This window comes from Streptomyces sp. NPDC057617, from assembly GCF_042800555.1.
Taxonomy (GTDB): domain Bacteria; phylum Actinomycetota; class Actinomycetes; order Streptomycetales; family Streptomycetaceae; genus Streptomyces.
The window spans coordinates 121242-133283 of record NZ_JBHVGV010000014.1; the positions used below are offsets into that span (position 1 = coordinate 121242).

The window sequence follows — 12042 nt, forward strand, 5'->3', positions numbered from 1 at the left end:
ATCCGCGTTGATTGCAATAGAGTCACGGAACAGGCGTCGATCGGCAGCGTTTCGCGCGGATTAAGGCGGAGGTTCGGACATGCGCATTCCCGCGCACTCGGTGTGCACGGCGATCCGCGACGACATTGTCTCCGGTGTATTCGAACGGGGGAGCCGACTCACCGAGGAGCAGCTCGCGCGGCGCTACGGTGTCTCCCGCGTCCCGGTGCGCGAAGCCCTGCGCACCCTGGAGTCGGAGGGCTTTGTGACCACCCGCCGCCATGTCGGCGCGTGTGTGGCCGAGCCCACGGACCAGGAGGCGGCCGATCTGCTGGAGGTACGGCAGCTCCTGGAGCCGCTGGGCGCGGCGCGCGCGGCCCAGCGCCGTACGGAAGCCCATCTCAAGGTGCTCCGCGGCCTGGTCAGACTGGGGCAGGAGCGGGCCAGGCGGGGCCAGGGCGAGGATCTGCGCTCGCTCGGCGCCTGGTTCCACGAGACCCTCGCCCAGGCGTCCGGAAGCCCGGCGCTCACCGCCCCGCTCACCCAGCTCCGGCACAAGATTGCCTGGATGTATGTGGTCGACCAGCCCGCGCACCCGGTGGAGTCCTGGGCCGAGCACGGCGCGATCGTGGACGCGGTGGCGCGCGGCGACGCGGAGCGCGCGCGGTCGCTGACCGCTCTGCACGCGGAGCGTACGGCGGCGGTGCACCGGCTGCGACGGACCGAGCGCGACCGGGAAAAGGTGAGGGTTTCGCAACATGTTGTAAACACCGCGAGTGCCCGCACTTAACAATCCCGCCGTATACAAAGAATTGAAAAAGCGCGGCCTATTCTTCGCTGCCCGCACGAAAACACGGAGCCGCGGTGCGCTGAATTCGCGCATCGCGGCTCCGTCGTGCGTAATTCCGGCCGGGCGCCGGACCGGGACCTCCCGCCTGACCGGATCCCTCCGCCCCGACTGCTCCCGTTCAGACCGTCTCGGGCAGCTCGTCCAGGCCCTCGGCGACCAGCTTCGCCAGCCGGTCCAGAGCGGCCTCCGCGCCGTCCGCGTCGGAGGCCAGCACGATCTCCTCGCCGCCCTGCGCACCCAGCCCGAGCACCGCGAGCATCGACCCGGCGTTGACGGGGGCGCCACCGGCCTTCGCGATCGTCAGGGGGACTCCGGCGGCCGTGGCGGCACGGACGAAGATGGAAGCGGGACGGGCGTGCAGCCCCTCGGCCCAGCCGACATTGACGCGGCGCTCAGCCATGGTGTTGCCCTTCAAGTCTCAAAAGTCTGAAAAACGATGTCCGGCCCAGAATCTCATGTGCCGGGCAATGAACCTTTCCCGGCCCCCGAGGGCCCCCTCGGGTCCGCCGCCCGCCGTAGGCTTTCGGCATGGAGACGCCGCCGGACCATGCGTACCCCGATCACTGGGAAGCGGACGTGGTGCTGCGTGACGGAGCCACCGCCCGTATCAGGCCCATCACCACCGACGACGCCGGGCGGCTGGTCAGCTTCTACGAACAGGTCTCCGACGAGTCGAAGTACTACCGCTTCTTCGCGCCCTACCCGCGCCTCTCCGCGAAGGACGTCCACCGGTTCACCCACCACGACTATGTGGACCGGGTGGGCCTCGCGGTCACGGTGGGCGGGGAGTTCATCGCGACCGTACGGTACGACCGCGTCGACGAGCAGGGGCGGTCCGCGTCCGTGCCTGCCGACGAGGCCGAGGTCGCGTTCCTCGTCCAGGACGCGCACCAGGGCCGCGGAGTCGCCTCCGCCCTGCTCGAACACATCGCTGCGGTCGCCCGCGAGCGCGGCATCCGGCGCTTCACCGCCGAGGTGCTGCCCGCCAACAGCAAGATGATCAAGGTGTTCCGGGACGCCGGGTACACGCAGAAGCGCAGCTTCGAAGACGGTTCCGTACGCCTCACACTCGACCTCGAACCGACCGCGGAGTCCCTGGCGGTCCAGCGCGGGCGGGAACAGCGGGCCGAGGCGCGTTCGGTGCAGCGCCTGCTCGCGCCGGGCTCGGTCGCCGTCGTCGGCACCGGCCGGACACCCGGCGGGGTCGGCAGAACGGTCCTGCGCAATCTGCTCGACGCCGGGTTCACCGGACGTACGTACGCGGTGAACCGGGCCTTCGACGAGGACCGCACCGAGATCGACGGCGTCCCGGCCGTCCGCTCGGTCGCCCTGATCAACGAGCCCGTCGACCTCGCGATCGTCGCCGTACCGGCCGGCCGCGTACCCGAAGCGGTCGCCGACTGCGGCGGGCACGGAGTCCGGGGGCTGGTGGTCCTCTCCGCCGGCTACGCGGAGAGCGGCCCGGACGGCAGGGAACGGCAGCGCACACTGGTGCGGCAGGCCCGTTCGTACGGAATGCGGATCATCGGACCGAACGCCTTTGGGATCATCAACACCGCCGATGCCGTCCGGCTGAACGCCTCGCTCGCCCCCGAGCCGCCCGCCCGCGGGCGTATCGGCCTGTTCACCCAGTCCGGCGCCATCGGCATCGCGCTGCTCTCCGGACTCCACCGGCGCGGCGCGGGCCTCTCGTCGTTCATCTCCGCCGGCAATCGCGCGGACGTCTCGGGCAACGACATCCTCCAGTACTGGTACGAGGACCCGGACACCGATGTCGCCCTGCTCTACCTCGAATCGATCGGCAACCCACGGAAGTTCACCCGGCTCGCCCGGCGTACGGCGGCGGTGAAGCCGGTCGTGGTGGTCAAGGGCGCGCGCCACAGCGGCAGTACGCCCCCGGGCCACGCGGTCCCGGTCACCGCAATCCCGGACGCGACGGTCTCGGCGCTGATGCGGCAGGCCGGGGTGATCCGCGTCGACACGGTCACCGAACTGGTCGACGCGGGCCTGCTGCTCGCCTCGCAGCCCCTCCCCGCCGGGCCGCGCGTCGCGATCCTCGGCAACTCCGAGTCCCTCGGTCTGCTCGCCTACGACGCCTGCCTCACCGAGGGACTGCGCCCGCTGCGGCCCCGCGACCTCACGACCGCCGCGACCCCGGCGGACTTCCGTACGGCGCTCGGCGAGGCCCTGTCCGACCAGGCCTGCGACGCCGTCGTGGTGACCGCGATCCCGCACGTCGGCGAGGCCGACACGGCTCCCACCGGCCCCGGTACCGCACTGGCCACCGCGCTCCGCGAGGCGCTCACCACGGCCCCGCCCAAGCCGGTCGCCGTGGTGCATGTCGAGATCGCGGGCCTGACCGAAGCGCTGGCGACGCCACAGCCCGCCGGACCCGCCGCGCGCATCCCCGCCTACCCCGCCGCCGAGCGGGCCGTACGGGCACTCGCCGAAGCAGTCCGGTACGCCCAGTGGCGGCGCGAGTCCGGCGAGCCCGGCAAGGTGCCCGAGTCCATCGACGACACCATCGACGAGAGCGCCGCCGCCGCACTGATCGCCCGGCTCCTCGCCGAGCACACCGATCCGCGCGGGGTACGGCTCGCTCCTGCCGACGCGCACGCGCTGCTCGCGCTGTACGGCATCCCCGTACGCCCGACCCTCCCCGCGCCCGACCCGGCCGCGGCCGTCACCGCCGCCGCCCGGCTCGGATACCCCGTCGCGCTCAAGACGACCGCGCCGCATCTCCGCCACCGCGCCGACCTCGGGGGCGTACGGCTCGATCTCGCCGACGAGGCCCAACTGCGGCTCGCCTACCGCGAGCTGACCGAAACACTCGGCGGCCCCGACGAACTGCGGCCCGTCGTCCAGGCCATGGTCCCGCGCGGTGTGGACACCGTCGTACGGGCCGCCATCGACGCGGCCGCCGGGGCCGTGCTCTCCTTCGGTCTCGCGGGCCCGCCCTCCGAGCTGCTCGGCGACCTCGCCCACCGGCTCGTACCCGCCACCGACCGCGATGTCGCCGGGCAGATCAGGTCCATCAGAACGGCCCCTCTCCTGTTCGGCTGGCGCGGCTCCGCGCCCGTCGACACCCCCGCCCTGGAGGAGCTGCTCCTCCGGGTGTCCCGGCTGGTCGACGACCACCCCGAGATCGTCTCCGTCACCCTCGAACCGGTCGTCGTCGCCACCCACGGCCTCTCCGTCCTCGACGCGGGCGTACGGCTCGCACCACCGCCCGCCCGCGACGATCTGGGCCCGCGCCGGCTCCCCAGTTACTGACGGGTCACCGGGACGGGCGAGCCCTCCGCGGCGTCCTCGGCAGCCATCCGGCCACCGTAGGATGGAGCCCATGGCGAAGACCGGTACGACGACCCAGGGGCTGCGCACGGCGATCGAGCGCAGCGGCTACTACCCGGCTCTCGTGGCCGAAGCGGTGGAGGCCGCTGTCGGCGGTGAGCAGATCGCGTCGTACGTGGTGCACCAGGAGACCACCTTCGACGCCAACGAGGTGCGCCGGCATGTCACCGTCCTCGTCCTGACCGCCCACCGCTTCATCGTCAGCCACACCGACGAGCAGAACGCCGATACCAGCTCCCCGACCCCGTACGCCACCACCTCCACCGAGTCGGTCAAGCTCGACCGGATCTCGTCCGTCGTGGTCAGCAGGGTCGTCGCCAACCCGGAGTCGTACACCCCCGGCACCCTGCCGCGCGAGGTCGTCCTGACCATCGGCTGGGGCGCCGTCTCCCGGATCGATCTGGAGCCCGCCGCCTGCGGCGACCCCAACTGCGAGGCGGACCACGGCTACACCGGCAGCTCCACCGCCGACGATCTGAGCCTCAGGGTCAGCGAGGCGGGCGACGGCCCCGACACCGTCCGCCAGACGCTCGCCTTCGCCCAGGCACTCTCCGAGGCCACGGCAGCCACCGGGGCCCCCGCCGCCACCCCCGCCCCCTCGGGCTCCGGCCGCTGATGGCCGCCGAGGCACTCTGGCAGGACCCCGTCCCGCTCGCCCCGGACTCCGCTCCGCTGCCCGAGTACGGCGCCGGCTCGCTCGCCGACCTGCTGCCCACACTCGCGGCAGGCCAGGGCGTACCGGATCTGACCGCGGCGATTCCCGAACTGACCCCCGCCGACCGGAATTGTGTCTTTCTGATCGACGGCCTCGGCTGGGAGCAGCTCAGGGCCCACCCGGACGAGGCGCCGTATCTGAACTCCCTGCTCGATACCTCGCGCGGCGGCACCGGCCGCCCCCTCACCACCTGCTTCCCCGCCACCACCGCGACCTCCCTCGCCTCCTTCGGTACGGGACTGGCGCCGGCCGCGCACGGACTGCCCGGCTACACCGTCCGCGACCCCGCGACCGGCGCGCTGATGAACCAGCTCCGCTGGAAGCCCTGGACCGAGCCGAAGGTCTGGCAGCCGTACCCCACGGTCTTCCAGCTCGCCGCCGAAGCCGGGGTCCATACCGCCCAGGTGTCCTCGCCGACCTTCGAGACCACCCCGCTCACCAAGATCGCACTGAGCGGCGGCAGCTTCCACGGCCGCCTGACCGGCGAGGAGCGGATGGACCTCGCCGCCGAGCAGCTCGCCGCGGGCGACCGCTCGCTCGTCTACACGTACTACAGCGAGGTCGACGGCAAGGGCCATCGCTTCGGTGTCGACTCCGACGCCTGGCGCGGCCAGCTCATGTATGTCGACCGGCTCGCACAGCGCCTCGCCGAGCGGCTGCCGCCCCGTACCGCGCTCTATGTGACCGCCGACCACGGCATGATCGACATCCCCTTCGACGAGGAGTCGCGGATCGACTTCGACGAGGACTGGGAGCTGCGCGCCGGGGTCGCCCTGCTCGGCGGCGAGGGCCGGGCCCGCCATGTCTACGCCGTACCGGGCGCCGAGGCCGATGTCCTCGCCGTCTGGCGCGAGGTGCTCGGCGAGCGGTTCTGGGTGGCGAGCCGCGAGGAGGCGATCGCCGGGGGCTGGTTCGGACGGCCCGGCGCGATGGACGAGCGGGTGTACGGGCGGATCGGCGATGTCGTCGCGGCGGCCCACGACGAAGTGGTGATCACCGCCTCCGTCCAGGAGCCGCACGAGTCCGCGATGGTCGGGATGCACGGCTCGATGACCCCCGTCGAACAGCTCGTCCCGCTCCTCGAAGTACGCTCCTAGGCCGTGTCTGACAAATCCCGTCTGGCGCGCGACGCCTGGCACGCACGCTCGCAGCGTTGTCGGGATCATCCAAGTACGTCCAGTACGAGGATGACCCTCCGCCTTGCGATCGCACGCACCAGACGCCGCGCGCCCGCCCTGCGGGCGGACGACGCTATTTGTCAGACACGGCCTAGCCGTGGCCCACAAGCCTCAGTGACCCCGGACGCCCCTGAAGCCCCAGGGCTCACCGAAGCAACGCACGCCGAGAACCGAAAGGCCGTCACTCCCTCATGCCAGAGCTGGTGTTCTTCTCCGGAACGATGGACTGCGGAAAGAGCACCCTCGCTCTTCAGATCGAGCACAACCGCTCGGCGCGCGGACTCCAGGGCATGATCTTCACCCGCGACGACCGCGCGGGCGAGGGCAAGCTGTCCTCCCGGCTCGGTCTGGTCACCGACGCCGTCGAGGCCGCCGAGGGCTTCGACTTCTACGCGTATCTGGTCAACCGGCTCTCCCAGGGCGGCCGTTGCGACTACGTCATCGCCGACGAGGCACAGTTCCTGTCCCCGGAGCAGGTCGACCAGCTCGCCCGGGTGGTGGACGATCTGGAGCTGGACGTCTTCACCTTCGGCATCACCACCGACTTCCGCTCCAAGCTCTTCCCCGGCTCGCAGCGGCTGGTGGAACTGGCCGACCGGATCGAGGTCCTCCAGGTCGAGGCGCTCTGCTGGTGCGGCGCGCGGGCCACGCACAACGCGCGGACCGTCGGCGGCGCCATGGTCGTCGAGGGAGCCCAGGTCGTGGTCGGCGATGTGCACCAGTCCGGCGACGAGATCGGGTACGAGGTGCTGTGCCGGCGCCATCACCGGCGGCGGATGACCGCGGCGACCGCGCGGGCGGCCACGCTCTCCCCGGACGTCCTGCCGGTCGGGAACGGCGAAGTGCCCCTGGACGGCGGGCCGTTGACCGACGGGCACGCGGCACTCCGCTGAGCCCTGAACCCTGGCGGGTCGGCGCTTCATGGCCGGCGCCGGACAGGGCCTGGTGCTTCTCGGCCGGCGCCGCGCGGTCAGAGGTCCGCGAGCTGCCGGTGCCCGGCCGACCGTACGATCGAGAAGACCGCGCCCTCCGGGTCCGCGACCGTCGCCAGCCTGCCGTGCGTGCCCTCGTGCGGCGGCTTGATCACCCGCCCGCCCAGCTCCGTCACCAGCCGCGCGGCGGCGTCGGTGTCGTCCACCTCGAAATACGTCATCCAGTGCGAGCCCAGATCCCGGGCGAGCGCGCGCCCCACCCCGTGCAGGGAGGCCACCGGACGCCCCTCCAGACGCAGGGTCAGGAAGTCAAAGTCGGTCGACTCGACCGACTCCACGTCATAGTTGAAGAGCGCTTCGTAGAACTTTCCGACCGTCGACGTCTCGCGTGTGATCAATTCGTTCCAGACCGGGGTGCCATGGGCCCCGGCCACCGCCGTCCCGATGTGCGCCGCCGCCTGCCAGATCCCGAAGACCGAGCCCGCCGGGTCCGACGCTATGGCCATCCGGCCTGCCTCCGCCGCGTCCAGCGGACCGACACCGACCGTTCCGCCGCAGCTTCTGATCGTGTCGGCCGTCAGATCCGCGTCGTCCGTCGCCAGATAGGTCATCCATGAGATGGGCAACTGCCGGTCGGGCGGCAACTGGCCGATGCCCGCGATCGCCTTGCCGTCCAGCATGCCGCGGACGTACGGCCCGAGCTGCTGCGGTCCCGGCCGGAACTCCCAGCCGAACAACTCCCGGTAGAACTCCTCGGTCGCGGCAAGGCCGTGCACCATCAGACTCACCCAGCAGGGTGTGCCGGGTGTGCGCCGGATCGCTGCCTCGGTCATCGTCACTCTCTCCTCGGACCATCGTGGCCGTGCGGGGACCGGTCGCGGGCCGGTCTCCGGCCGCCGTACGGGAACGGCCGTACGCCCGTGCAGATGCTCGCACCTGTCACCGCGTGCCGCTTCCCGACCGCGCCGACCTTGGCGGGATCTCGATGGGGTGTTTACCGGCCGTTTCTCCGCCGTTTCCGGGCAGGGCCGCCCGTGCGCGAGGATGGCTCCATGACAGCCATCATCACCGCGGCGGAACTCCAGGGCGAGTCGGCCGGACCGCGTCCGCCCGTCCTGCTCGACGTCCGCTGGCAACTCGGCGGACCTCCCGGCCGTCCCGCCTATGAGGCGGGGCATCTGCCGGGCGCCGTCTATGTCGACCTCGATACGGAGCTGGCGGGCCCGCCCGGGGCCGGCGGCCGGCATCCGCTGCCCGAGGTGGCGGACTTCGGCGCGGTGATGCGCCAGGCCGGAGTGTCGCAGGACAGGCCGGTGGTGGTGTACGACGGCGGCCAGGGCTGGGCGGCGGCACGCGCCTGGTGGCTGCTGCGCTGGACGGGCCACTCCGACGTACGGGTACTGGACGGCGGGCTCGCCGCGTGGACCGGGCCGCTCTCCACCGAGGTCCCGCACCCCGCCGAGGGCGACTTCAGCCCGGTACCTGGCTCGCTCCCGCTGCTGGACGCGGACGGCGCGGCCGCCCTGGCGCGCAGCGGGCTGTTGCTGGACGCGCGGGCCGCCGAGCGCTACCGCGGCGATGTCGAACCCGTCGACCGGATCGGCGGCCATATTCCCGGCGCGCTGTCGGCGCCCACGATGGTGAATGTGGCCGAAAATGGCACCTTCCTGCCTGCGGCGGATCTGGCCACTCGATTCACGGCACTCGGTGCCACGGCCGGGACCGAGGTGGGTGTCTACTGCGGGTCCGGTGTCTCGGGGGCCCATGAGGTGCTGGCGCTGGAGATCGCGGGCATTCCGGCGGCGCTGTACGCGGGCTCGTGGTCCGAGTGGTCGGCGGACGAGACCCGTCCGGTCGCCAAGGGCCCCGACCCCCAGTAGCCCGAGCCCGCGGCTCGCCGTACCTGCCGTACATGTCGTACACGCATACGAAGGGGGCCCGTACACGCACACCGTGTACGGGCCCCTTCGTATGCCTCTTCCGTGACTTGCCGTAGCCGTAGCCGTAGCCAGCGCAGCCGTAGCCGCGCTACTCCTGCTTCTTGCGGCGCGTGCCGAACACGATCTCGTCCCAGCTCGGCACCGCGGCCCTGCGGCCCGGACGGACCCCGTCCGCTTCCGCCTGGCGGTCCGTCGTCCCCGTGAGCCGGTCCCGGTGCCCGGACACCGAGCGCGGCATCAGCACATCCGCGTACGCCGAACCGGCCGAGGCCGCGGGCGCCGGCGGCTCCTCGGCCTCCGGCTCCTCCTCCGGATCCGTGGCCGGCGGCTCCGGGGCGGGCCGCTCGGGCACCACCATGTCGCCGCGGAAGCTCGGCACCGCCTCCAGCAGGCTGGTCAGCGAGTCGCGTTCGCTCATCTCGTCCGGCTCCGGCGCCCCGGGCCGCTCCGACTGCCGGTCGAGCGCGCGGTCCATCGGCCGGTCGCGGTCGCGCGGCAGCCGCGCGATCCGCGGTACGAACGGGAAGCTCGGCTCCTGCGCGGTCACCGTGTCGTCGGTGTCGCCGATCAGGGCGCGCGCCTCGTCGTCCACCGCCTGGACGAGCCGCCTGGGCGGGTCGTACGTCCAGCTCGCCGAATGCGGCTCACCCGCGACCCGGTAGACGAGCAGCACCTCCCAGGTGCCGTCGTCACGCCGCCAGGAGTCCCACTGCACGGTGTCCTTCTCGGCGCCACGCAGCGTCAGCCGCTCCTGCACCGCCTCGCCGAGCTGGGGTCCCGTGTTCTCGCCGGGGCGGCGCACGGCCGTCTTCCTGGCCCGCTCGGCCATGAAGGCGCGCTCGGCCAGCACAGGACCCTCGAACCGGCGGACCCGGTCCACGGGGATACCCGCGTGGTGGGCGACCTCCTCGGCGGAGGCGCCGGCCCGTATACGCGCCTGGATGTCACGCGGTCTGAGGTGGCTCTCGACCTCGATCTCGATCTGACCGAGGCGGGCGCGGTCATTGCGCACGGCGGCGCGGAGGCGCTCATCAATCGGAAGCGTGTATTCCGTGCTGTCCGCAGCCTTGAGCACCAGTCGTGTGCCGTCGTTGGAGACGGCCACGACACGCAGTTCGGGCATGGGGACCTCCCGGGTGGTGCCTGCCGACGTCACGTGCGTCGCTGCTTCCGCTAGTCGAGTGTGGCCTGCCCGGGTGCAGCCTGCCACAACCTTGCCGTGCTGCCCGGCGTGTCGGGCAGTGGCCCTGGATCGCCGTTATGGCACGGTTACCTCTTTGCGACGCAGAGTGACAGACCCGGTCACTCTGTGCAGCAGGCGCCCGTGCGGTGCCGCGGCGCCGCCGGATCGAGTGCCACGTTCGGCCCCCTTCCCGTAGGTCCCGGACGCCCATGAGGGAGTCCGGCCCCAGGGCTCGCCACAGTACTCCATTCGGGCCATCCGGGTGGACCGGCACGCCGCCCAAGTTCTCGGCGGGGTGCGGAGTTGAGGGCCGGCAACACCCCTGACCAGGCCCGCTGCTTCACGGAATCCGCTACATCGGAACGATCTGTTTCGCTCAGCCGTCCTTTCCCGGTACGAGGTGGGGCAGATGGGTGAGCGGGGGCGGAAGACCGGGCATCACCCCTCAGCCCGCCCCGGTCGCCAAGATTCAGTCCCCGTCAGCTCCCGTAAGTGCCCGTCAGCTCCTGTCAGTTCCCGAGAATCCGCCGCAGATAGTCATTGCCGAACAGCCGGTCCGGATCCAGCCGGTCCCTGAGCGCCGTGAACTCGCCGAAGCGCGGATACGCCGCCGAGAGATACTCCGCGTCCCTGGTGTGGATCTTGCCCCAGTGCGGCCGGCCGCCGTGCGCGGTCATGATCCGCTCCACCGCGGTGAAGTACGCGTGGTACGGCGTGCCCCGGTACAGATGCACCGCGATGTACGCGCTGTCCCGGCCCGAGGCGGTCGAGAGCGTGATGTCGTCCGCGGGCGCCGTGCGTATCTCCACCGGAAAACTCACCCGCAGCGGTGAGTGCTCGACCATCGCCTTGACCTCGCGCAGCGCCCCTACCGCCGCCTCACGGGGCAGCGCGTACTCCATCTCGACAAAGCGCACCCGGCGCGGGGAGGTGAAGACCTTGTAAGGGATGTCCGTGTAGGTGCGTGCGGAGAGGGCGCGGCTGGAGATCCTTGCGATGGCGGGGATGGTCGCGGGCACGGCACGGCCGACCGAACAGGCCACCTGGAACAGCCCGTTGGAGAGGAACTCGTCATCGATCCAGCCGCCGAACCGGCCGGGCGGGGCCGCCGGACCCGCGCTGCGGTTGTTGCGCTTGGTGGTGCAGTTGCCGGTGTGCGGGAACCAGTAGAACTCGAAGTGCTCATTCTCGGCCACGAGCTGATCGAACTCGGCCGTGACCCGGTCGAAGGCCATGGGCTCCTCACGGGCCGTCAGCAGAAAGACCGGCTCCACCGCGAGGGTCACCGAAGCGATCACGCCCAGCGCGCCCAGCCCGATCCTGGCGGCGGCGAAGATCTCCGGATTCTCCTCCGCGGAGCAGCGCAGCAGCGAGCCGTCCGCGGTGACCAGTTCCAGGGCGCGGATCTGGGCGGCTATGGAGGCCGAGTCACGGCCGGTGCCATGGGTGCCGGTCGAGACGGCGCCCGCGACGGTCTGCTCCATGATGTCGCCCATATTGGTCAGCGACAGCCCCTCCCGCGCCAGTGCCGCGTTGAGCCGCTTCAGCGGGGTGCCGGCCGCCACGGTCACGGTGCCCGCCGCCCGGTCGATGTCCCGGATGCCGGTGAGCAGATCGGGCCGTACGAGCAGCCCGTCGGTGGCGGCGGTGGCGGTGAAGGAGTGGCCCGTACCGACGGCCTTGACCTTCAGCCCGTCCTCGGCGGCCCTTCGTACCGCCTCGGTCAGTTCCTCGACGGAGGCGGGGGAGACCGCGCGGGCCGGGCGGGCGGTGACATTTCCCGCCCAGTTGCGCCACGCGTCCACGGTCGGCCCGTTCGTGTGCGTCCTGGTCATACGCCCCGTGCCCTCCCCGTATCGGTACCGGCTCGCCTGGCCGACGGCACCCCGTACCCACGCCAGTTGGAGGGGGATC

General features: G+C 71.7%; 10 protein-coding genes. 6 read left to right on the forward strand and 4 right to left on the reverse strand.

Translation table 11 applies throughout. The features are described 5' to 3' along the window. The first annotated feature begins 79 nt into the window (after positions 1 to 79). On the forward strand, positions 80 to 769 hold the full coding sequence (locus tag ACFU9P_RS29505) for a GntR family transcriptional regulator (RefSeq protein WP_384086598.1): 690 nt from the start codon (positions 80 to 82) through the stop codon (positions 767 to 769). Positions 770 to 947: 178 nt separating this feature from the next. Here ACFU9P_RS29505 and ACFU9P_RS29510 read toward each other — a convergent pair whose 3' ends face one another. Continuing rightward, the gene (locus ACFU9P_RS29510; protein ID WP_376379663.1) at positions 948 to 1229 is read right to left on the reverse strand and encodes an HPr family phosphocarrier protein; all 282 of its coding nucleotides are present in this window, start codon (positions 1227 to 1229) and stop codon (positions 948 to 950) included. Positions 1230 to 1357: 128 nt separating this feature from the next. Between ACFU9P_RS29510 and ACFU9P_RS29515 the strand changes: the two genes are divergently transcribed. From ACFU9P_RS29515 to ACFU9P_RS29530, 4 genes are all read left to right on the forward strand, one after another. Then, complete coding sequence (locus ACFU9P_RS29515; RefSeq protein WP_384086601.1) at positions 1358 to 4102, forward strand: GNAT family N-acetyltransferase; 2745 nt, start codon at positions 1358 to 1360, stop codon at positions 4100 to 4102. A gap of 70 nt (positions 4103 to 4172) precedes the next feature. Beyond that, the gene (locus ACFU9P_RS29520; protein WP_384086604.1) at positions 4173 to 4796 is read left to right on the forward strand and encodes a DUF5998 family protein; all 624 of its coding nucleotides are present in this window, start codon (positions 4173 to 4175) and stop codon (positions 4794 to 4796) included. After that, entirely contained in the window at positions 4796 to 5992 is a 1197-nt protein-coding gene (locus ACFU9P_RS29525) for an alkaline phosphatase family protein (RefSeq protein ID WP_384086607.1), read from the forward strand. The genes ACFU9P_RS29520 and ACFU9P_RS29525 overlap by 1 nt, the downstream gene beginning before the upstream one ends. A gap of 272 nt (positions 5993 to 6264) precedes the next feature. Beyond that, positions 6265 to 6966, forward strand: a complete 702-nt coding sequence (locus ACFU9P_RS29530; RefSeq protein WP_376379651.1) for a thymidine kinase — start codon at positions 6265 to 6267, stop codon at positions 6964 to 6966. A 77-nt stretch (positions 6967 to 7043) separates the two neighbouring features. On the opposite strand, the gene ACFU9P_RS29535 is transcribed toward ACFU9P_RS29530, so the two are convergent. Continuing rightward, entirely contained in the window at positions 7044 to 7838 is a 795-nt protein-coding gene (locus tag ACFU9P_RS29535; protein ID WP_376379648.1) for a VOC family protein, read from the reverse strand. A 219-nt stretch (positions 7839 to 8057) separates the two neighbouring features. Here ACFU9P_RS29535 and ACFU9P_RS29540 point away from each other — a divergent pair, with 219 nt between their 5' ends. Continuing rightward, the gene (locus tag ACFU9P_RS29540) at positions 8058 to 8885 is read left to right on the forward strand and encodes a sulfurtransferase (RefSeq protein WP_384086611.1); all 828 of its coding nucleotides are present in this window, start codon (positions 8058 to 8060) and stop codon (positions 8883 to 8885) included. Between the two features lie 148 nt (positions 8886 to 9033). Here the strand turns inward: ACFU9P_RS29540 and sepH are convergent, their stop codons facing one another. Continuing rightward, a complete protein-coding gene (gene sepH / locus ACFU9P_RS29545) occupies positions 9034 to 10068 on the reverse strand; it encodes a septation protein SepH (RefSeq protein ID WP_376379642.1) in 1035 nt (344 codons plus the stop codon). 569 nt (positions 10069 to 10637) lie between these two features. Beyond that, positions 10638 to 11963 (reverse strand): D-arabinono-1,4-lactone oxidase, encoded by a 1326-nt coding sequence (locus ACFU9P_RS29550; protein ID WP_384086614.1) that lies wholly within the window; start codon positions 11961 to 11963, stop codon positions 10638 to 10640. Positions 11964 to 12042: the final 79 nt, after the last annotated feature.

What these genes read in the sequence shown, in the direction of transcription:
- ACFU9P_RS29525 (WP_384086607.1), top strand. Translation starts at nt 4,796, where the DNA reads ATGGCCGCCGAGGCACTCTGGCAGGACCCCGTCCCGCTCGCCCCGGAC.
- sepH (WP_376379642.1), bottom strand. Translation starts at nt 10,068, where the DNA reads ATGCCCGAACTGCGTGTCGTGGCCGTCTCCAACGACGGCACACGACTG.
- ACFU9P_RS29515 (WP_384086601.1), top strand. Translation starts at nt 1,358, where the DNA reads ATGGAGACGCCGCCGGACCATGCGTACCCCGATCACTGGGAAGCGGAC.
- ACFU9P_RS29550 (WP_384086614.1), bottom strand. Translation starts at nt 11,963, where the DNA reads ATGACCAGGACGCACACGAACGGGCCGACCGTGGACGCGTGGCGCAAC.
- ACFU9P_RS29540 (WP_384086611.1), top strand. Translation starts at nt 8,058, where the DNA reads ATGACAGCCATCATCACCGCGGCGGAACTCCAGGGCGAGTCGGCCGGA.
- ACFU9P_RS29510 (WP_376379663.1), bottom strand. Translation starts at nt 1,229, where the DNA reads ATGGCTGAGCGCCGCGTCAATGTCGGCTGGGCCGAGGGGCTGCACGCC.
- ACFU9P_RS29505 (WP_384086598.1), top strand. Translation starts at nt 80, where the DNA reads ATGCGCATTCCCGCGCACTCGGTGTGCACGGCGATCCGCGACGACATT.
- ACFU9P_RS29520 (WP_384086604.1), top strand. Translation starts at nt 4,173, where the DNA reads ATGGCGAAGACCGGTACGACGACCCAGGGGCTGCGCACGGCGATCGAG.
- ACFU9P_RS29530 (WP_376379651.1), top strand. Translation starts at nt 6,265, where the DNA reads ATGCCAGAGCTGGTGTTCTTCTCCGGAACGATGGACTGCGGAAAGAGC.
- ACFU9P_RS29535 (WP_376379648.1), bottom strand. Translation starts at nt 7,838, where the DNA reads ATGACCGAGGCAGCGATCCGGCGCACACCCGGCACACCCTGCTGGGTG.